At 37.3% G+C, this 18,199-nt stretch carries 20 protein-coding genes and 1 pseudogene; 9 read left to right on the top strand and 12 right to left on the bottom strand.

Features of this window, described 5'->3' with window-relative positions; all coding sequences use genetic code 11:
* Positions 1–888: 888 nt before the first annotated feature.
* From MKY46_RS03905 to MKY46_RS03885, 5 genes and pseudogenes are all read right to left on the bottom strand, one after another.
* Positions 889–1,140, bottom strand: a pseudogene (locus MKY46_RS03905) (ATP-binding cassette domain-containing protein); the annotation flags it as partial.
* 273 nt (positions 1,141–1,413) lie between these two features.
* Entirely contained in the window at positions 1,414–2,256 is an 843-nt protein-coding gene (locus MKY46_RS03900) for an IS3 family transposase (RefSeq protein WP_340833791.1), read from the bottom strand.
* On the bottom strand, positions 2,253–2,759 hold the full coding sequence (locus MKY46_RS03895; RefSeq protein ID WP_340833790.1) for a helix-turn-helix domain-containing protein: 507 nt from the start codon (positions 2,757–2,759) through the stop codon (positions 2,253–2,255). Before MKY46_RS03895 ends, MKY46_RS03900 begins: the two co-directional genes overlap by 4 nt.
* 506 nt (positions 2,760–3,265) lie before the next feature.
* Entirely contained in the window at positions 3,266–3,886 is a 621-nt protein-coding gene (locus tag MKY46_RS03890; RefSeq protein ID WP_036126536.1) for a thermonuclease family protein, read from the bottom strand.
* A gap of 133 nt (positions 3,887–4,019) precedes the next feature.
* On the bottom strand, positions 4,020–5,759 hold the full coding sequence (locus MKY46_RS03885; protein WP_036126538.1) for an ABC transporter ATP-binding protein: 1,740 nt from the start codon (positions 5,757–5,759) through the stop codon (positions 4,020–4,022).
* 121 nt (positions 5,760–5,880) lie between these two features.
* Between MKY46_RS03885 and MKY46_RS03880 the strand changes: the two genes are divergently transcribed.
* The 6 genes from MKY46_RS03880 to MKY46_RS03855 all read left to right on the top strand — a co-directional run bounded on the left by MKY46_RS03880 (position 5,881) and on the right by MKY46_RS03855 (position 12,695).
* Positions 5,881–7,311, top strand: a complete 1,431-nt coding sequence (locus MKY46_RS03880) for an ABC transporter permease (protein WP_340833788.1) — start codon at positions 5,881–5,883, stop codon at positions 7,309–7,311.
* A gap of 13 nt (positions 7,312–7,324) precedes the next feature.
* Positions 7,325–8,821 carry an ABC transporter permease gene (locus MKY46_RS03875; RefSeq protein ID WP_036126567.1) on the top strand — a complete coding sequence of 499 codons (1,497 nt, stop codon included), beginning with the start codon at positions 7,325–7,327 and terminating at the stop codon, positions 8,819–8,821.
* A gap of 12 nt (positions 8,822–8,833) precedes the next feature.
* Complete coding sequence (locus MKY46_RS03870) at positions 8,834–10,645, top strand: ABC transporter substrate-binding protein (RefSeq protein WP_036126570.1); 1,812 nt, start codon at positions 8,834–8,836, stop codon at positions 10,643–10,645.
* Positions 10,646–11,136: 491 nt separating this feature from the next.
* The gene (locus MKY46_RS03865; protein ID WP_340833634.1) at positions 11,137–11,643 is read left to right on the top strand and encodes a helix-turn-helix domain-containing protein; all 507 of its coding nucleotides are present in this window, start codon (positions 11,137–11,139) and stop codon (positions 11,641–11,643) included.
* Positions 11,640–12,482, top strand: coding sequence for an IS3 family transposase (locus MKY46_RS03860; RefSeq protein WP_340833632.1), 843 nt, complete (start codon positions 11,640–11,642; stop codon positions 12,480–12,482). Before MKY46_RS03865 ends, MKY46_RS03860 begins: the two co-directional genes overlap by 4 nt.
* Positions 12,483–12,542: 60 nt before the next feature.
* Complete coding sequence (locus tag MKY46_RS03855) at positions 12,543–12,695, top strand: hypothetical protein (protein ID WP_340833787.1); 153 nt, start codon at positions 12,543–12,545, stop codon at positions 12,693–12,695.
* Positions 12,696–12,710: 15 nt separating this feature from the next.
* Here MKY46_RS03855 and MKY46_RS03850 read toward each other — a convergent pair whose 3' ends face one another.
* Positions 12,711–13,292 (bottom strand): phosphatidylglycerophosphatase A family protein, encoded by a 582-nt coding sequence (locus tag MKY46_RS03850; protein WP_036126573.1) that lies wholly within the window; start codon positions 13,290–13,292, stop codon positions 12,711–12,713.
* 113 nt (positions 13,293–13,405) lie between these two features.
* Between MKY46_RS03850 and MKY46_RS03845 the strand changes: the two genes are divergently transcribed.
* The 3 genes from MKY46_RS03845 to MKY46_RS03835 all read left to right on the top strand — a co-directional run bounded on the left by MKY46_RS03845 (position 13,406) and on the right by MKY46_RS03835 (position 15,156).
* Positions 13,406–14,125 carry an alpha/beta hydrolase gene (locus MKY46_RS03845; protein WP_058844600.1) on the top strand — a complete coding sequence of 240 codons (720 nt, stop codon included), beginning with the start codon at positions 13,406–13,408 and terminating at the stop codon, positions 14,123–14,125.
* A gap of 83 nt (positions 14,126–14,208) precedes the next feature.
* Positions 14,209–14,724 carry a YjcG family protein gene (locus MKY46_RS03840; RefSeq protein WP_036126625.1) on the top strand — a complete coding sequence of 172 codons (516 nt, stop codon included), beginning with the start codon at positions 14,209–14,211 and terminating at the stop codon, positions 14,722–14,724.
* Positions 14,725–14,727: 3 nt separating this feature from the next.
* Positions 14,728–15,156 (top strand): GNAT family N-acetyltransferase, encoded by a 429-nt coding sequence (locus MKY46_RS03835; protein WP_036126628.1) that lies wholly within the window; start codon positions 14,728–14,730, stop codon positions 15,154–15,156.
* A 126-nt stretch (positions 15,157–15,282) separates the two neighbouring features.
* Here MKY46_RS03835 and MKY46_RS03830 read toward each other — a convergent pair whose 3' ends face one another.
* The 6 genes from MKY46_RS03830 to MKY46_RS03805 all read right to left on the bottom strand — a co-directional run bounded on the left by MKY46_RS03830 (position 15,283) and on the right by MKY46_RS03805 (position 18,123).
* Entirely contained in the window at positions 15,283–15,531 is a 249-nt protein-coding gene (locus tag MKY46_RS03830) for a stage VI sporulation protein F (protein WP_036126630.1), read from the bottom strand.
* Positions 15,532–15,658: 127 nt separating this feature from the next.
* Complete coding sequence (locus tag MKY46_RS03825) at positions 15,659–15,832, bottom strand: YjcZ family sporulation protein (protein WP_080717135.1); 174 nt, start codon at positions 15,830–15,832, stop codon at positions 15,659–15,661.
* 65 nt (positions 15,833–15,897) lie between these two features.
* Positions 15,898–16,257, bottom strand: a complete 360-nt coding sequence (gene spoVAE, locus MKY46_RS03820; RefSeq protein ID WP_170829916.1) for a stage V sporulation protein AE — start codon at positions 16,255–16,257, stop codon at positions 15,898–15,900.
* 16 nt (positions 16,258–16,273) lie between these two features.
* Positions 16,274–17,269 (bottom strand): stage V sporulation protein AD, encoded by a 996-nt coding sequence (locus MKY46_RS03815; protein WP_036126636.1) that lies wholly within the window; start codon positions 17,267–17,269, stop codon positions 16,274–16,276.
* The gene (gene spoVAC, locus MKY46_RS03810) at positions 17,263–17,718 is read right to left on the bottom strand and encodes a stage V sporulation protein AC (RefSeq protein ID WP_036126638.1); all 456 of its coding nucleotides are present in this window, start codon (positions 17,716–17,718) and stop codon (positions 17,263–17,265) included. Before spoVAC ends, MKY46_RS03815 begins: the two co-directional genes overlap by 7 nt.
* The gene (locus tag MKY46_RS03805) at positions 17,719–18,123 is read right to left on the bottom strand and encodes a YhcN/YlaJ family sporulation lipoprotein (RefSeq protein ID WP_230593937.1); all 405 of its coding nucleotides are present in this window, start codon (positions 18,121–18,123) and stop codon (positions 17,719–17,721) included.
* Between the last annotated feature and the right edge of the window lie 76 nt (positions 18,124–18,199).

The raw sequence follows: 18,199 nt of genomic DNA, 5'->3' as shown, positions 1-18,199 counted from the left end.
ATTCTAACACTTAATATGTCAATACCCTAGGTTTTGTTCGCTAGTATAAATTAAATAAAACGTATATGAGTTGACCTATCCGAAAATTCAGAAAATATATCCCTTCTTCAATAGCTCAATCTACTACTCTATTTTCTTAAAATATTTTTCTAAAAATAAACAAATTTCGAAATGAATCATCTATATGTAAACGATGCTCTCTATATTTTGGTTTTTAATAATCCAATTTTGACTAATATCAAATAGTACCTGAAAATTAAAACTATATGGGCTCAGTAGACCACCTAGTTCATATATTTTATTAGTGCTTGAAGTATTAATTTTGCAGTATCTTTTATATAAAAATAATGAGAGACAGCTTGTTGAGTTACTATCACAGACTGTTTTTTATGCTCAAAACATAAAAAAACGACTCACCTATGATAGATGAGTCGTCTGAGATTTTCACGTTCCCAAAAAATGAGGGGGGTTTCAGGAGCGTAATCATGAACTAGCAAACTTCTGGAGAAAAGTAGCTAAAGTTCATCCTTGCTACACTGTATTGTAGTCAAGGAATATTCTTTATATGATAATGATAATCATTTTCATTTAACTTGTCAACAATAATCTTATAATTTGTGCAACTTCTTTTTTCATGCTAACAAATACTATATTTATTAGCAAAGTTCAATCAGTAACGATCTACCCTCATTTACTTTTATAAACTATCGTTGCTCCAATGAATATAAATAAGGTTACTAGGCTCATCATTGTTTCTATTGCTCGATATTATTGGAAGACCATCAACAATTGTTGCTGAAACTGTATCCCTTTATTGTAGTATAGTGTGTGCAAACTAACACAAATTATTATAAAAGCTAGAACGGAAAACAGACAGTTGCTACTGCAAACGATTTGAACAGAACGAGCAACATCAAGGTTGTTCAATGGCTCGTCCAATAGTACATATTCAGTTTCTTGACACAAAACCATCGCTACATATGTTCTTTGTCTTTGACCACCAGAAAGTTCATCTAAATATCTATTCTCTAAATCAGTTAAGTCTAAGAAATCGATATATTTAGAAATAATCATCTCATCTTCTTTAGTTAATCTTCCCTTTGAGTAAGGAAAGCGACCAAATCCAACTAGTTGTTTTGGGATACATCTACTAACGAAAACCCCAACATCTTATTATGCTAAAATTATGTTTGGTGATTTTAAGAGAATTAGATTAAAAAAGCTACTGCCTGTAGAATACAGACAGTAGCTCATAGTGTTGAAAAACAAAACCATCCATAGAATTTATGTGAAAGGTGAAAAAGGATTTCCGTTGCAGGCTACTTGCTTTCCTGTGGGCGAGCGGCGAGCCGCTTCCTCCGTGCAGGGGCTCGCCTATCTCGCTATGATCTGACCCCAAAAATATAAACTTTTTTACGAAGCTTTTCGATACTCAACGGGACTTTTTCCGTTGAGTTTTCTTTTAATCCGCTCATGATTGTAATAGTAAATATAATCTGCTAATGCTTTTGTCAATTCTACATAGTTTTTAAACGTAGTCGTGTACAGAAATTCTGATTTCAGAATACCAAAAAAGCTTTCGATCACGGCATTATCTAAACAATTTCCTTTCCGTGACATACTCTGCTTGATTTCGTACGTTGCCAATAACGCTTTAAAACGTGGTATTTGATATAACCATCCTTGATCAGAATGGATGATTAAGTCACTCTTTTCTGATAGCTGTGTATACGTAAACGCCATTTTAAAAGACTGTTGGACTAACTCAAAATTAGGTGATTTTGATACCTCATATCCAACGATTTCTCGATTGAATAAATCTAATACAGCCGATACATAGATTTTTTGACCGTTTATTTTAAACTCCGTTACATCAGTTACCCATTTCTGATTGGGTGCAGTAGCTTCAAAATCACGTTGGATGACATTTTCTGCGACATAGCCGACTGTCCCTTTATACGAACGGTATTTTTTAGGGCGTACCGTCCCTTTTAAGCCCAATTCTTGCATCAATCGTTGGACAGCTTTGTGGTTGATTAAAATCCCTTCATTTCGGAGGGCAAGCCAAATACGACGATAGCCATAACGCCCCTTATGGTGATGAAAAATTGTCTGGATTCGTTCTTTGATCGCCTGATATTTATCTGGTTTTACCCATTTTTGAAGATGATAATAATACGTACTTTTCTTAAGTTTCGCGACTTTGAATAGAGCTTGAAGTGGAAATTCCAGCCTTAGCTCATACACAGCTCTCACTTTTTCTTCGGTTTGAATGCTTCCTTTTCTTGAACTAAGGCTTTCAACTTTTTTAAATAGGCGTTTTCCATACGTAAATAGTCAATTTCCGCTTTTAACTCTTCCATTGTTTTTTCGTTTAAGTCAGACGAAGGTGGTTGTTTTTTTGGCATCGATTGGCACTCCTTTTCTATTTGATAGAGTACCTTATCAGCCTTGGACATCCATTGTTTTTTCCATCTCCGAATGGTTTCACGAGAAGGAATATTAAACTTCGCAGCAGTCTGAAGGAGCGAATCGCCCGTCTCTATCAGATGTTGAATTACTTTTATTTTAAAAGAATCTTCGTAATTCGTGAACCCTTGAGGACGAATAATTCCTTCGATGCCATGATAGCGATATAATTCAATCCATAATCGAACGTACTGTCGATCCCTCTGTAATCGATTGGCAATCTGATACGTACTTTCTTTTTCTTCAAAGTAAGCTAGAACTGCGGCTAACTTTTGTTCATCAGAAATCACTAACTGCACCCCCTATAGTAGATTTTTAAGTCCAATATTTTGGGTGCAGTTCACTATTCCCACGGGAGTCAAGTAGCCTTCCACTCCAATCCATAAAATAAAAATGTTCACTTTTTAGCAAAAAAGTGAAGGTATTCACTACTCTTTTATGGTGGGGTGTTGTCACACATCACTTCTCCACATTGAAAGTAAGAGGCTATCCTCTCTTATAATATAAATAATGGGCTATTTTGTTCAGGAAAAGACACTTTTGCAGAATGGTTGATTGGAGTGGAGCCAGCGTCACAGAGGAGACCCTGGAGCGAACGCAGTGAGTGAAGCGGCTCATCGGACGCCCCCTGGAAAGGACGCTGGCGGAACGGAAATCAACCCCTCGCCTTACAAAATTGCTTATTATGCCGTTGACATTACCTTTTTTCAACAACATAAGCTACTGCCTGTAGAATACAGACAGTAGCTTTTTTGAAATTGCCCTTTAAAAGGCGTATAGTAAAGGCATTTTTAGATTATTGAACTACTTCAGGGTGGAAACCATCATTTTGGAAGTAGTCATCATGTGACCAAATATTTAATTTTGCATCCTGTGTTTTCTGTTGAATAGCTTTAAATGCATCTTCAAATGTGTTGTTTGGCTTATGAATATAACGTACAACTGCAAGACCTTCCTTTAATAAAGATTCCTGCAATAATACATCATCTACAAAAACATAGGCTAGAAGGCGATCATAATTGTCTGTTTCTGGTCCAACATCATAGACTGCTTCAATTTTTTTAGCCTTTTCCAATAAATTAATCGTGTAATCTTTTGCTTGTTCAGCATATGGCTGGGCATCGCCTTTGTTGTAATTCATTTCAGGTGTATCCACCATTAACAGACGAATTTTTCGTTTCTCACCATTAATTGTCGCCTGAATCGTATCTCCATCATATGCTTTAATATAGTCTAGCTCAAAGCGTTTATTTCCTGTTTTTTCTTCCACTTGTTCAATTGAAATAGTTCCTTGCTGATCTGTCATTGATTTAGTATCTTGATCTTCCGCAGGTGATCTGCCAAATATCATGTACAATGCTACAGCCAGAATAATCGTACCACTTGTTATTAATGTTTTTATATCTTGCATTTTCATGTAGTAGGCCCCTCACAACTAATCATCTTTGCTTATACCTACGCTTGGCATAAGTTGTGCAACTCATCATTAGGAAAACAAAAAGTTGCACGATGTTTCTATTGTAAAATATCAAGCTACTACATTCAAGCTATCACATTGTCACAGCTACCCAATGGTTAGGAGAAACCTCTACTAGCTGACTATTTTCTACTTCATAGCGTACTTTTTTATCTTCGATATATTCGGCATCATTATATTTCTTCTTCTCTATTGCAGGATCTGGAATAGGTATTGAGCGTAATAATGCACGGGTATAAGGATGCTGTGGATTAGTATATAGTTCTTCACTTTCTGCCAATTCAACAATTTTCCCACCATACATGACCGCAACACGATCACTAATATGTTTCACCATTGACAGATCATGGGCAATAAATAAATATGTTAAACCAAGTTTTTGCTGTAATTCCTTTAATAAATCTACAATCTGCTTTTGAATAGAAACATCCAATGCTGATAAAGGTTCATCACATACAATAAAGTTTGGCTCGACTGCTAATGCTCTAGCAATCCCAATTCGCTGACGTTGCCCCCCTGAAAATTCATGAGGATAACGCATAGCATGTTCTTTCCTTAAACCAACAAGCTCAAGCAATTCCTCTACTCGTAGTCGTCTTTCTTCATGTGTCTTCACTAGACCATGAATATCCAGAGCTTCCCCGATAATATCTAAGATTTTTTTTCGAGGATTTAACGATGAATAAGGATCTTGGAAAATAATTTGCATATGACGACGCATTGCCTTTAACTGCTTTTTCGTTAGTCTTGTTACGGGTATGCCTTGATATAAAACCTCTCCATTTGTAGGCTGATGAAGCTGAAGAATCGTTCGACCTGTAGTAGATTTTCCTGAGCCTGATTCACCAACCAAGCCCAATGTTTCACCAGGATATATATGGAAGGATAAATCATTGACTGCTTTTAGCGTTTGACCACGACCTAGTGAAAATTCCTTCGACAGATGTGTCACCTCAATCAATGGCTTATGACGATTGATACCTGACTGAATATTGGCTATCTCTTTTGGCTGCTTTTTTTCATGCAGCTTTGGTAGCGCATTCAATAATTTTTGGGTATATGGATGCTGAGCATTCGCAAAAATCTCTTCCGTTGTGCCCTGTTCAACAATTTCTCCTTCTTTCATGACGATGATACGATCACACATACCTGCAACCACGCCTAAGTCATGTGTAATTAAAACAATAGACGTCCCCATTTTTTTCTGCATATCACGCATCAATTTCAGTATTTGCGCTTGAATCGTTACATCAAGTGCTGTTGTTGGCTCATCCGCAATAAGCAGGGACGGGTTACAAGCAAGTGCCATGGCAATCATCACACGTTGGCGCATACCACCTGAGAATTCGTGAGGGTATTGTCGATATCTTTCTTCAGCATCCTGAATACCAACCAGTTTTAATAATTCAATTGTTTGTTGGTAGGCCTCTGTTTTTGACATGGCCTGATGCTTGATTAAACTTTCAGCCACTTGATCTCCTATTCGAATGGTAGGGTTTGTTGATGTCATCGGATCCTGAAAGATCATACTAATATCTTGTCCACGAATCCCTTCCATTTGTTTTTCACTTAATTCCGTGAGTTCTTGGCCTTTAAACACAATAGTGCCAGATTTCAGAAATGAAGGCGGCGATGGTAATAAACGCATAATGGAACGAGCCGTTACACTTTTTCCACTTCCAGACTCTCCTACAATTCCGAGTGTTTCACCTTTATTTAGATGGAAGCTAACGTCCTTAACAGCTTCGAATTCTGTCTCCCCTGTGATAAAGGACACGCGAAGATTATTGATTTCTAAAAGCTTTTCATTCATTCGACCCATCCTTTTTAAAATTTGTGATTGACTTACTTACAAGTATAATCCATACTTTACAATACTGATAGGAATTATACAATATGATGCTGAATATTTTATTTACGTTTGGAGGAAATGCATGGTTACTTCAAAAAATCATTTAAAACCTAAGGAATTTATTTTCTTTTCTACGGTTTATCAAAAACTAATGCATCAAAAGCCTTACCATTTGATTCTTTTTTTCTTAAGTATTTTAGTTCACCTTTTTACATACTTTATCTATCGGAAAAGAAAACATTCAAACAATTATGATCAGGCTTTTGCATTACGTAGTCAGTACTACCTAGAGAAGGCTTTGGTTGCTCACTGGCAAAAGGACTTTGAACAACAAGAAATAGCAAAAGCTACCTTTTTTAAAGAGACTGTATTACAGTCACAAATTCAAACAACAGCCAAGCAATTAGCTCAAAATAAACTACAACAGCAAGTGGATCAAGATTTACAAAAAGAGGGCATACAACAACTAACGTATAACCAGTTTTTTAATCAGCTACTAACAAACAAACGCTTTGTCGCTCTTACCTTTCTACCAGCTGTTTTATTTTATGTAGTACTTATCTTATTTGCGAATCCGTTCCTACAATTTATTATTGAACGTCTTTTACAAAGCTTCATTGTCATTGTTGGTGTAGCTACATTGGTGTTTACTATTTTGTATTTATCACCATTTGACCCAGCAAGAAACCTACTCGGAGTTGAAGCAACACCCGAGCAGATTGCGAATTTTAATCGTATTCACGGTTTAGATCAGCCTTATTTATCGCAGCTTTGGAACGCACTATCTGGCCTATTTACATTTGATTTAGGAACATCCTTTGCAGGTAAAGAAGATATTACCCACAGCATTGCGACAAAATTTCCTGTCACACTTGAAATAGCCGTATTGTCATTGTTAATGGCTATCGCCATTGCTATTCCAGTCGGTATTATTTCAGCTGTTCGTCCAAATTCATATTTGGATTATACATTTATGTTCATTGCTTTAATCGGTCTATCCATCCCAAGCTTTTGGCAAGGTTTAATTTTTATTTTAACGTTTGCTTTAAAGCTTCAATGGTTTCCAGCGACCTATAATCCTCACAATTGGTTATCGCTCATCATGCCCATTATCGTCTTGGGAACATCCATTACAGCATCCATCGCTAGGATGACAAGGTCGAGTATGCTTGAGGTGATTCATGAGGATTACATTATTACAGCAAAAGCAAAAGGCTTAAATGAATTTAAAGTCATTTCAAAACATGCCATTCGTAATGCCATGATTCCAATTATTACGGTGATTGGACTTCTTTTTGGAGGTATGTTGGGAGGCGCATCTGTAACAGAAAAGGTATTCAACATTAGTGGGATTGGTAGCTATATCGTCGATAAACAATTTATCCCTGATATTCCGGCCATTCTTGGAGGCGTTGTTTATATTGCCATTACTATTTCAATTGTCAATTTATTGATTGATATCATGTATGCCTTTTTTGATCCACGCATTCGCTCGAAAATGAAGAAGTCTTAAAGGAGGATCACCTGTGAAAAACATCTTACATGTCAAACTACTCTTGAAGATTACACAGGAATATGTCAATTCTCATTTCACTTTTGTCTTTTCCTTATTGTTTTCTTTCTTGTTTCTAGCCTATAGCTATAATTTTTCTACCAATAGCTGGCGACCAGTTATTATACTCTTTTTTGTTATTTATGCTATTACCACGGCATATGTTGCTTTCATCAATTTACGAATTAAAAAGGACTTAGCAAAGCACGGTGACATTCAAAAAAGCACTCGAGTGCTGGGCTATCCATTGTTAATCACTATATTGTCAGGCAATATTTTTTCAACATCCTTTGCATTTATGCTTGTGTCGAAAAGAAAATCTGCAGAATATACTTTTGCAGCCTATGCCTTTATTACACAATTATTCATCATTGGTATTGCAGCATTGAATATATTTAAACCATATGTAACGGATACCTTTTTACTGGCGATGGGTGTTTTCTTAGTACTAGCGCTGTTTTATATCGTGATGGCCATTTTATGTACGAAATATGTGACAGCTACTGAGGCACCTAAATGGATGATTATTCCCGGTGTTTTATTACTATTTGCAACTTTCACTGGTAATCTATTTGCGACATTACTAGGCTATAGCCTGATTCAAAAGGCTCGAAAGGTAAATCCGTCTTCTATAGAGAAGTGGCAAAAAATATGGGAAAAGATTTTACGTAATACGATGGCTGTATTCGGCTTATTCTTCATTATTTTCATGTTCTCATTGTCCGTCACAAGCTCTTGGACTTTTGACTATGATTTTGCTACAGAAAATAACTATGGTGTGTTACTACAAACACCATCATTGGACTATCCGCTAGGCACAGATAATTACGGACGAGATTTATTTTCTCGCATTGTATTTGGTGCACAAATATCGCTAATCGTCGGATTTTTCTCAACGATTATTCCAGCAGTTGTGGGAGGAACATTAGGCGCTTTGTCAGGCTATTATGGAAAATCCACTGATAATATCATCATGCGAAGCCTTGATGTTTTATATGCTATCCCTGGCATTTTGTTAGCTATTGCTATTATCGCTGCCTTTGGTGCTAATACAGTGAACCTCATTATTGCGCTGAGTGTTGGGGCAATTCCAACCTATGCTCGTACAATGCGGGCTAATGTTATGCAGCTTGCTAATTTTGAATTTGTGGAATCAGCTAGAGCTTTAGGTGCATCTGATGCTGCTATTATTTTCAAGCATATTGTTCCCAATTCATTAGCACCAATGATTGTGAAAGCAACTTTAACGATTGGGGGAGCTGTTATTTCAACAAGTAGTTTAAGTTTTTTAGGGCTTGGTATTGAGCCACATATTCCCGAATGGGGCAATATTTTAAAAGTTGGTAGTACGTACCTGGAGACACATTCATATGTCGCGATTTTCCCAGGTCTTTGTATTATGCTTCTTGTCCTCTCCTTTAACTTCTTAGGAGATGGTTTACGAGATGCTTTAGATCCAAAAACAAATTAATTGGAGGTAACTATGAAGAAATTACTTGTATTTTTATTCGTTGCAGTACTAGCTTTAGCTGGCTGTGTACAAACAAAAACTGACGTAGAAGGCAGTAAAGATTCAAAAGATAATAACAAGAGCAATGGCAAAGTGGCCATTGAAGTATTAGGAATGGCGTCTGCTGAAGAAGATATGAATATTGTACGCGACCAATTGGTGAAAAATGGTTTTGATGTAAAACTAAATATTCAACCAGATTACGGTTCATTCTCTGCTCAAAAAGAAGCGGGTAACTATGATCTTGCTCTTTCAAGCTGGACGACAGTAACTGGGAACCCTGACTATGCTGTACGTGGTCTATTTAAAACAGGCGGTGACTACAGTGTTGTTGCAGATTCAAAATTAGATGCACTAATCGATGAGGCAAGCACATTGACTGGTGAAGAAGCAGCAGCTAAATATAAAGATTTAGAGCAATTACTAGTATTCGATCAAGCTTATATTGCGCCTTTATATATTTCCAATAAATATCAAGGGATCTACTCTGAATTAGTAAATCCTAAAACGGTCCTTTTACCAAAATCTCGTGCACAGGTTTGGGAAAAAATTGAATTTAATGATGCGGCTAAAAATGCAACAGAACCTTTAATCTTACACCAAACAATCAACTCCCTTACTTCACTTGACCCAATCAAAGGGAATGATGGTTCCATCAATACATTAAACACGAATATGTACGTTCGTCTTGTTAACTTAACAGATACAGATGAAGTTGTTTCAGATGGTTCATTATCTTATAACCATGTAATGGCTGAAGGTAATCAAGAATATTACTTCATTTTACGTGATGATATCCACTTTGCAGCTGTGAAAGATGGTGCAGCAGTTGATACAGGTGAATTAGTGTCAGCTGAAGATGTTGTCTTCTCATTAAATCGTGCAAAAGATGCTAATTCAGTACCAGATCATCGTACTTATAGCATTCATGAAAATATAGAAACAGTGGAAATCGTTTCTGATTTAGCTGAATTACAAAGCAAAAAAGTAGCAGGCTCTGAGCAATCAGTGTTAGATGCATTATCACAAAACCTACCTGCTTCAATAGCACAATTAACAAAGGAAAAAGGTGCTGTTCATAATGCAGCAGGTGCATACCAAGTTGTTAAAATTACAACACCAACTCCATTCCCACAAGTATTAAATTATTTAGCACACCAATCTGGTGGTATCGTATCTGAAAAACAAGTAACAAGCATTAATACGTATGACGTGGCTAGCTATGATCCTGATAAAGACATTGCCTATGGTGATCAAGCTACTATAACGGAAGGTTCAGCAACATTTAACAATCAGCTATATGCAAGTGGTCCTTACATTTTAGTGAAGAAAAATGATTATGAAGCACAATTCGTGAAAAACCCTGCTTACCGTGCAGGTAGCGAATATGAACCAAAAATCGCCAAAATTAATGTTCGATTTATCTCTGATGTTGATAGTGCACTATCTGCATTACGTAATGGTGAAATACATGTTCTTCAAACAGTTCCAGAAACGAAGTTGGATATTGTGAAATCAGACGCTAAATTAACATTAAATACGGCAGATAGTAATGCTGTGTCTTACTTACAAATGAATACGTCTGGACGTGCAGTTTCTGATTCAGCAGATTTACGTAAAGCAATCCTATACTCCATTAACCAAGACGAATTCATTAGCTATTACCAAGGCAATAAAAAACCAGCTGTATCCACAGTATCTCCATTAATCGATACTGGTTTAAAACTGGAGGCAGATAGCGAGAAAGTAAAAGAATTTGTAAAAGCATATAACGATAATAAGTAATACTAATTTGAGCCTTCTCAAAATTTGAGAAGGCTCACTTAGTGTTGAAAAACAAAACAGTCAATTGGAAGGTAGAAATGGATTTCCGTTGCAGGCTACTTGCTTTCCTGTGGGCGAGCGCCCCGAGCCGCTTCCTCCGCTATCGCTCCGTTTAGAGGCTCGCCTGTCTCGTTATCCCACGGGAGTCAAGTAGCCTCCACTCCAACCTACAAAAGTATTACCTTTTTAGCAAAGGTTTTCAAATAAGGCGAAGGTCTTCACTACTCTCTATGGAGAGGTGTTGTCACACATCACTTCCCCACATTGAAAATAAGAGCTTATTCCCTCTAAGAATACAAATAACGGACTATTTAATCGCTATGTTACTATGAAAAAAAGTAAAGACACTTTGCAGAATGGTTGATTGGAGTGGAGCCAGCGTCACTCCTAGGGGATTAGTGAACTGCACCCAAAATATTGGACTTAAAAATCTAATTTAGGAGGTGCAGTTAGTGATTACTGATGAACAAAAATTAGCCGCTGTTCTAGCTTACTTTGAAGAAAAGGAAAGTCCGTATCAGATTGCCAATCGATTGCAGATTGATCGACATCACATTCGATTATGGATTGAATTATATCGCTATCATGGCATCGAAGGAATTATTCGTCCTCAAGGGTTCACGAATTACGAAGATTCTTTTAAAATAAAAGTAATTCAACACATGATAGAGACGGGCGATTCGCTCCTTCAGACTGCTGCGAAGTTTAATATTCCTTCTCGTGAAACCATTCGGAGATGGAAAAAACAATGGATGTCAACGGCTGATAAGGTACTCTATCAAATAGAAAAGGAGTGCCAATCGATGCCAAAAAAACAACCACCTTCGTCTGACTTAAACGAAAAAACAATGGAAGAGTTAAAAGCGGAAATTGACTATTTACGTATGGAAAACGCCTATTTAAAAAAGTTGAAAGCCTTAGTTCAAGAAAAGGAAGCATTCAAACCGAAGAAAAAGTGAGAGCTGTGTATGAGCTAAGGCTGGAATTTCCACTTCAAGCTCTATTCAAAGTCGCGAAACTTAAGAAAAGTACGTATTATTATCATCTTCAAAAATGGGTAAAACCAGATAAATATCAGGCGATCAAAGAACGAATCCAGATACTTTTTCATTACCATAAGGGTCGTTATGGCTATCGTCGTATTTGTCTTGCACTCCGAAATGAAGGGATTTTAATCAACCACAAAGCAGTCCAACGATTGATGAAAGAATTGGGCTTAAAAGGGACGGTACGCCCTAAAAAATACCGTTCGTATAAAGGGACAGTCGGCTATGTCGCAGAGAATGTCATCCAACGTGATTTTGAAGCTACTGCACCCAATCAGAAATGGGTAACCGATGTCACAGAGTTTAAAATAAATGGTCAAAAACTCTATATATCGGCTGTATTAGATTTATTCAATCGAGAAATCGTTGGATATGAGGTTTCGAAAGCACCCAATTTTGAGTTAGTTCAACAGTCTTTTAAAATGGCGTTTACGTATACAAAGTTATCGAAAAAGAGTGGCTTAATCATCCATTCTGATCAAGGATGGTTATATCAAATACCACGTTTTAAAGAGCTATTGGCAACGCATGAAATCAAGCAAAGTATGTCACGGAAAGGAAATTGTTTAGATAATGCCGTAATCGAAAGTTTTTTTGGCATTTTGAAATCTGAATTTCTATATACGACAACGTTTCACACCTATGAAGAATTCAAAAAAGCATTAGCAGACTATATCCATTATTACAATCATGAACGGATAAAAATAAAACTCAACGGAAAAAGTCCAGTTGAGTTTCGAAGGGTTTCTTAAAAGTTCTAATTTTTGGGGTCAGATCATAGCGTCACAGATGAGACCCTGGAGCGAGCGTAAGTGAGTGAAGCGGCTCATCGGACGCCCCCTGGAAAGGGCGCTGGCGGAACGGAAATCAACCTCTCACCTTGCAAATTTGCTTTTTCTGCCGTTGACATCATCTTTTTTCAACAACATGAAAGCCTTCTCAAAATTGAGAAGGCTCATTTTTAATAGTAGAAACTCATTTTATATTTCATTATGTGATTTTGGTTTTGGTCCTAGCTCTTCAGGCTCGATATCAGCAAATGTTTCGCCTTCCTCTTCTAGGTCACGCATGCGGTGTGCAATACGTGAAGCCGCTGAAGCTGCTATACTGCCAACTAAATCATCTAAGAATGTGTTGACATGATGTCCAGGTTCTGTATCGAGTTTTTTAATAATCCCTATTTTTTGCTTGTCTAAATGACCAAAAGTGGTAACGGCGATACTGCCATATGTAAAAACAGATCCTAGTGCGATTGTTTCGTCTACACCAAATAACCCCTCATCCGATTCGATAATTTGTTGCAGTGGTGAAGATAATAATTTTTTCTCTGCTAGTTCATCTAATTCAATTCCTACTAATAAAGCATGCTGTACTTCTCGCTTACGTAAAACACGTTCAACAGAATGAACACAATGCTCCAGTGTTAAACCTTCATTATAGGTTTTTTGCATTTCGTAAACAATTTTTGCGATATCCTCTATCGCTACACCTCTACGAATTAACGCGGCTTGAGCTGCCTTTGCTACTTCGTCAGAGTGCACACGAATACTTTTATTATGCATAATTAACCCTCATTTCGATTTTTATTGCTAGTATAAAGCTAGCCCAACCTATTATACCTTTACTTTCGTAATATGGTACAATTTTGTTACAAATACAAGAAGGAGTGTCATCATTGGATAAGGGAACAGTACAGGATTTAACATTTTATAGTGAAGCATTACAGGAAGAATTACAGCTCTATATTTATGTTCCTGCAAATTATTCTCCACTTTATAAATACAATATTTTAATCGCATCAGACGGTAAAGATTATTTCCAACTCGGCGGCATTACAAAGCTAGCTGATGAACTGATTGATGACTATGAAATCGAAAATTTAATTATAGCATTTGTTCCTTACAAAGATATTAAAGATCGACGTCATAAATATATTCCAAGCGGTGAGCAACACGAAGCCTATCTACGCTTTTTAGCTCATGAGCTAGTACCCTATTTAGACAATGAATATGCCACTTACCAAATGGGTATGAGTCGTGGCGTCATTGGAGACTCTATGGCTGCCACTGCTTCCTTAATGGCTGCCCTAAAGTACCCAAGCATCTTTGGCAAAGTCATTTTACAATCACCATATGTTGATGAGGATGTCTTACAGGCTGTTGAAAAATTTAAAGATCCTGGCGCGATTTCTATCTACCATATAGTAGGTAAGGGCGAAGATCAGGTAGTGACAATGGATAAAACCATCAAAGACTTTTTAACACCTAACCGTCAATTACATGAGCTCATGATTAGTAAAGGGTTCACTACATTTTATGACGAGTTCGAAGGCAATCATACATGGAAATATTGGAAACCAGACCTTCGACGTGCTTTAATTGAAAATTTCAATTAATATTGGGTGATTCAAATTACGAAAATTGAAATTTCTGTTATACTTAAATAGAAAAATTGTTTATTTTCGGGAGGTAATGGACTATGAAGTACGGTATTGTGGCATTTCCATCAAAAAAATTGCAAGATTTAGCAAACACTTATCGCAAACGTTATGATCCTCATTATGCAAAGATTACACCGCATATGACGTTAAAGGACAGCTTCGATGCATCTGAAGAAGAAATTCAAACCATCGTCAAGCAATTGGATGAACTTGCTGCTAAATATGCACCTTTAAACATTCATGCATCTCGCATAAGTTCGTTTTTCCCTACAACAAATGCGATTTACTTCCGCATTGAACCAACTGAACAATTAGTAGCATTCCAACATGAACTTCAAGACAACATCCCTCATGGGGAAATGAAACATGTATTTGTTCCTCATATTACAATCGCTCAAAAAATGTCAGCTTCTGAGCATGACGATATCTTTGGACAATTACGCATGACTGGCGTTGATGAAAAGGATACAATTGATCGCATCCATCTTTTATATCAATTAGAAGATGGCTCATGGACAACATATGAAACATTCCGTTTGTCTGGAGCTGAGTGATTCTTGTATCAGGTGAAAATTGTTGAAACAAAGCAAGAACACGATGATGCCTTTGCTATTCGGCGAAAGGTATTTGTTGAAGAGCAGGGTGTCCCTCTTCATCTAGAATGTGATGCTGAGGATGCCACTGCAACACATTTCATTATGTATGATAACGTTGAGCCAGTAGGAGCAGCACGTTTACGTAGTATTGACGGCACAACAGCTAAAATTGAACGTGTTTGTATTTTACAATCTCAGCGTGGTAAAAAATTAGGGGCTTTAATGATGAAGGAGATGGAGAAGCATGCCATTTCTATCAACAAGGAAATATTAAAATTGCATGCACAAAGCTATGCCATTCCCTTCTACGAAAAGCTTGGATTTACAGTTACCTCTCCTGAGTTTATGGATGCAGGTATTCCACATCGTGCTATGGAGAAAAAAATGTAATCAAAGGGTGTTACGATATGCATTGCGCATTGTCGTAACACCCTTTTTAAATAGACACGAATTCGCTTGCCACCATTTATCTACTCCATCGTAACAAGCTACATTGCCAAGTAGATATGCCATACGCTACTTCATCATTCTAGTGATTTTATCTAAATCTAGTGATGCGCCATCTTGAATAATAGATTGTACAAGTTTATCTTCCAACTCTTGCGTAATCGATCTGTTAGAAATTTTAGCTACACGTCTTACAATTTTTCTTACTTGTTTTTCACTGGTAAAATCCGCATGTTGAATGGCATTGGCTAATGCGAAGATTTCATCCATCGATACACCTGTTTTTTGCTCAATCGAATTAAAAAACGAGCGATGCATGTTTTCCCTCCTATCATTAAAACTCAAATTGACCTTGCGTCTTGCACGAAACATTTCGCAAATGGTGGAGGCCTTAACCTTATTTAGATAGTCCTAAATAGAAGCTAAAGCCTTTATGTTCATCAAATTAGATGTAAGTAGCGCCAACAATAATTAATAGAATGAATAGGACAACAATTAGAACAAACGTAGAACCATAGCCATAGTTGTTGCCGCCTCCAGAGTAACCTCCGCAATAGCTATTGTTCCACCCACCAACATTATTCCCATAAGGTTGTGAGGACCAGCCTTGATATCCCATAAAAGCACCCCTCCCTTCTACAACCTATAATATGTTTCGGTTGTAAAAATGGGAGGGGTATTCGTCTAGTCAATATTTCCTTTTGGTTTAAAAATTAATGCACCGATAAAGCCAAATACGATAGCAGCACTGATCCCTGAGCTTGTTACTTCGAACATGCCTGTTAATACGCCAACAAGTCCATGCTTTTCTGCTTCCGCCAATGCCCCATGAGTTAATGAATTCCCGAAGGATGTAATGGGTACTGTAGCTCCTGCTCCAGCAAAATTGATTAGTGGCTCATATAAACCCATACCATCCAATACGGCACCGAGGACAACCAACGTACTTAGTGTGTGTCCCGGTGTTAAATTGCCAACATCCATTAATAATTGGCCTATGACGCAAATAATGCCTCCAATAATAAATGCAAATACAAATGTCATAACCATGGTTTTTGCCTCATTTCATTGTAATTTCTATCGCATGTGCCGTACATGGAATCGTCTCGCCTTGTTGATAGGATAGCGGCGATAATAATGCCCCTGTTGCCACAAGTAATACTCGTTTATAACTCCCTGCGCGCATTTGTTGAATAACATAACTAAAAAAAACAGCCGCCGAACAGCCTGCTCCACTTGCACCAGATTGGAAAGCTTCATCCTGTCCATAAAATTCGGCACCTGCATCACGTAATAACGTTAGCTCTTCATTCTTCACACCATTTTCCACAAGCATTCCTTTCAACAGCTTTAATCCAAGCTGACCTAAATCACCCGTTAAAATTAAATCATAATGATAAATTTTTTGGTTTCTTTGCTGTAGGTGAGATTGAATCGTTTGAAAGGCGGCTGGTGCCATCGCTGCACCCATATGGAAAGGATCATCCATGCCATAGTCAACTGACTTGCCTATCGTTGCTGCTTCTATAGAAGGATACTCCTCACGATGCTTTCCAATAAGGGCATAGCCCGCCGCTGTCACAGTCCATTGTGCAGTTTGAGGTTTTTGAGCACCATAATTGATGGGATAACGAAATTGACGTTCAATGGAATTATGCTGACTTGAGGCACCAGCTAATGAAAAATTAGCCACACCTAACTCTGTTAATAGGCATGCAATAATGGCAGAGGATACAGACGTTGCACAAGCTGAAAATAATCCAATAAAGGGGATTTCTAAATCTCTAGCTGCAAAATTGGTCGGTGTCATTTGATTAACCAAATCCCCACCCATTAAATAATCAATATCTCCGTTTTGTATGCCCAATTTTTTCATAGCAAATTCACAGGCCTCTTCGATCATTTTGCGATGCCCCTGTTCATTTGTTTTCATCTGCCATCGTTCATCATCATAGACCGAGTCAAAATACTGACTAAAAATACTGCGGTTCTCCAACGGGCCAGCTACTACTCCACCAGCTAAAAGAGATGGTTTCGATTGAAAAACGATTACCATGAAACCACTCCTATCGTCACAAGGATATATTTAATGAGAGCAACGAAAAATGCAGATACTACTCCAAATAATACAACTGACCCTGCCAATTTAAATAAATTGCCACCGACGCCCAGTACCAACCCTTCTGATCGGTGTTCGATAGCCGCAGAAATAACGGCATTACCAAAGCCTGTTACTGGAACTGCTGAGCCTGCTCCAGCAAATTGACCAATTTTTTTATAAAGGCCCAAGCCTGTTAAAATCATGGCAAAGAATACCATTGTGGCAACAGTTGGATTTCCTGCTGTTGCTTCCGTAAAATTGAAAAAAATAATATAAAAAAGGGACACAGCTTGACCAATTGCACAAATCAGTCCACCAACAAAGAATGCCTTAGCTATATTCTTTAAATAAGGGGGCTTTGGTGTAACATATTGCTCTAACTGTTGGTATTGTTCTTTTTCCATTTATGTCTGCTCCTTTGCAAGCTCTTTTAGTTTTGTAATTTTATCGCTCAATTTATTATCTTCAATCTGATCCTTTTTTATTTTATTGGCTTCATAAAAAATTTTATAATCAGCTGAGACAAATACATCTTTGTTTGGATATTTCTCATCAAATTTCTTTTGCAATTTTTTCTCTAGCTTAGTCTTTTTCCACTTTTCCCATGGTTTGATTTGTACTGCAACAAGCATACTATCGTCATATTGGATAACCGTTGATCGTTCAACATAGTCTTCTTCTTTTATAAGGGCTTCGACTTCACTTTCATTTTGTGGCGACCCATAGACAATAAATTTTTCTTTTTCAGCACAACCATTTAACAGCGATAAAACGACTAAGAGAGGTAATGTCATTCCTAGTAGCCTCAAATGTTTTCCCCTCCTTTTCTTTACAGTTTCTCCACACATAAAAAAACTATTCATTCGAAGATATATACGAAAGCCC

It is taken from the genome of Lysinibacillus sp. FSL M8-0355, assembly GCF_038008985.1.
Taxonomy (GTDB): domain Bacteria; phylum Bacillota; class Bacilli; order Bacillales_A; family Planococcaceae; genus Lysinibacillus; species Lysinibacillus fusiformis_D.
This window is presented reverse-complemented; position numbering and strand designations above follow the sequence as displayed.

What these genes read in the sequence shown, in the direction of transcription:
- MKY46_RS03880 (WP_340833788.1), top strand. Translation starts at nt 5,881, where the DNA reads ATGGTTACTTCAAAAAATCATTTAAAACCTAAGGAATTTATTTTCTTT.
- MKY46_RS03870 (WP_036126570.1), top strand. Translation starts at nt 8,834, where the DNA reads ATGAAGAAATTACTTGTATTTTTATTCGTTGCAGTACTAGCTTTAGCT.
- spoVAE (WP_170829916.1), bottom strand. Translation starts at nt 16,257, where the DNA reads ATGACATTTGTATTTGCATTTATTATTGGAGGCATTATTTGCGTCATA.
- MKY46_RS03890 (WP_036126536.1), bottom strand. Translation starts at nt 3,886, where the DNA reads ATGAAAATGCAAGATATAAAAACATTAATAACAAGTGGTACGATTATT.
- MKY46_RS03830 (WP_036126630.1), bottom strand. Translation starts at nt 15,531, where the DNA reads ATGCATCGCTCGTTTTTTAATTCGATTGAGCAAAAAACAGGTGTATCG.
- MKY46_RS03825 (WP_080717135.1), bottom strand. Translation starts at nt 15,832, where the DNA reads ATGGGATATCAAGGCTGGTCCTCACAACCTTATGGGAATAATGTTGGT.
- MKY46_RS03850 (WP_036126573.1), bottom strand. Translation starts at nt 13,292, where the DNA reads ATGCATAATAAAAGTATTCGTGTGCACTCTGACGAAGTAGCAAAGGCA.
- MKY46_RS03815 (WP_036126636.1), bottom strand. Translation starts at nt 17,269, where the DNA reads ATGGTAATCGTTTTTCAATCGAAACCATCTCTTTTAGCTGGTGGAGTA.
- spoVAC (WP_036126638.1), bottom strand. Translation starts at nt 17,718, where the DNA reads ATGGAAAAAGAACAATACCAACAGTTAGAGCAATATGTTACACCAAAG.
- MKY46_RS03885 (WP_036126538.1), bottom strand. Translation starts at nt 5,759, where the DNA reads ATGAATGAAAAGCTTTTAGAAATCAATAATCTTCGCGTGTCCTTTATC.
- MKY46_RS03840 (WP_036126625.1), top strand. Translation starts at nt 14,209, where the DNA reads ATGAAGTACGGTATTGTGGCATTTCCATCAAAAAAATTGCAAGATTTA.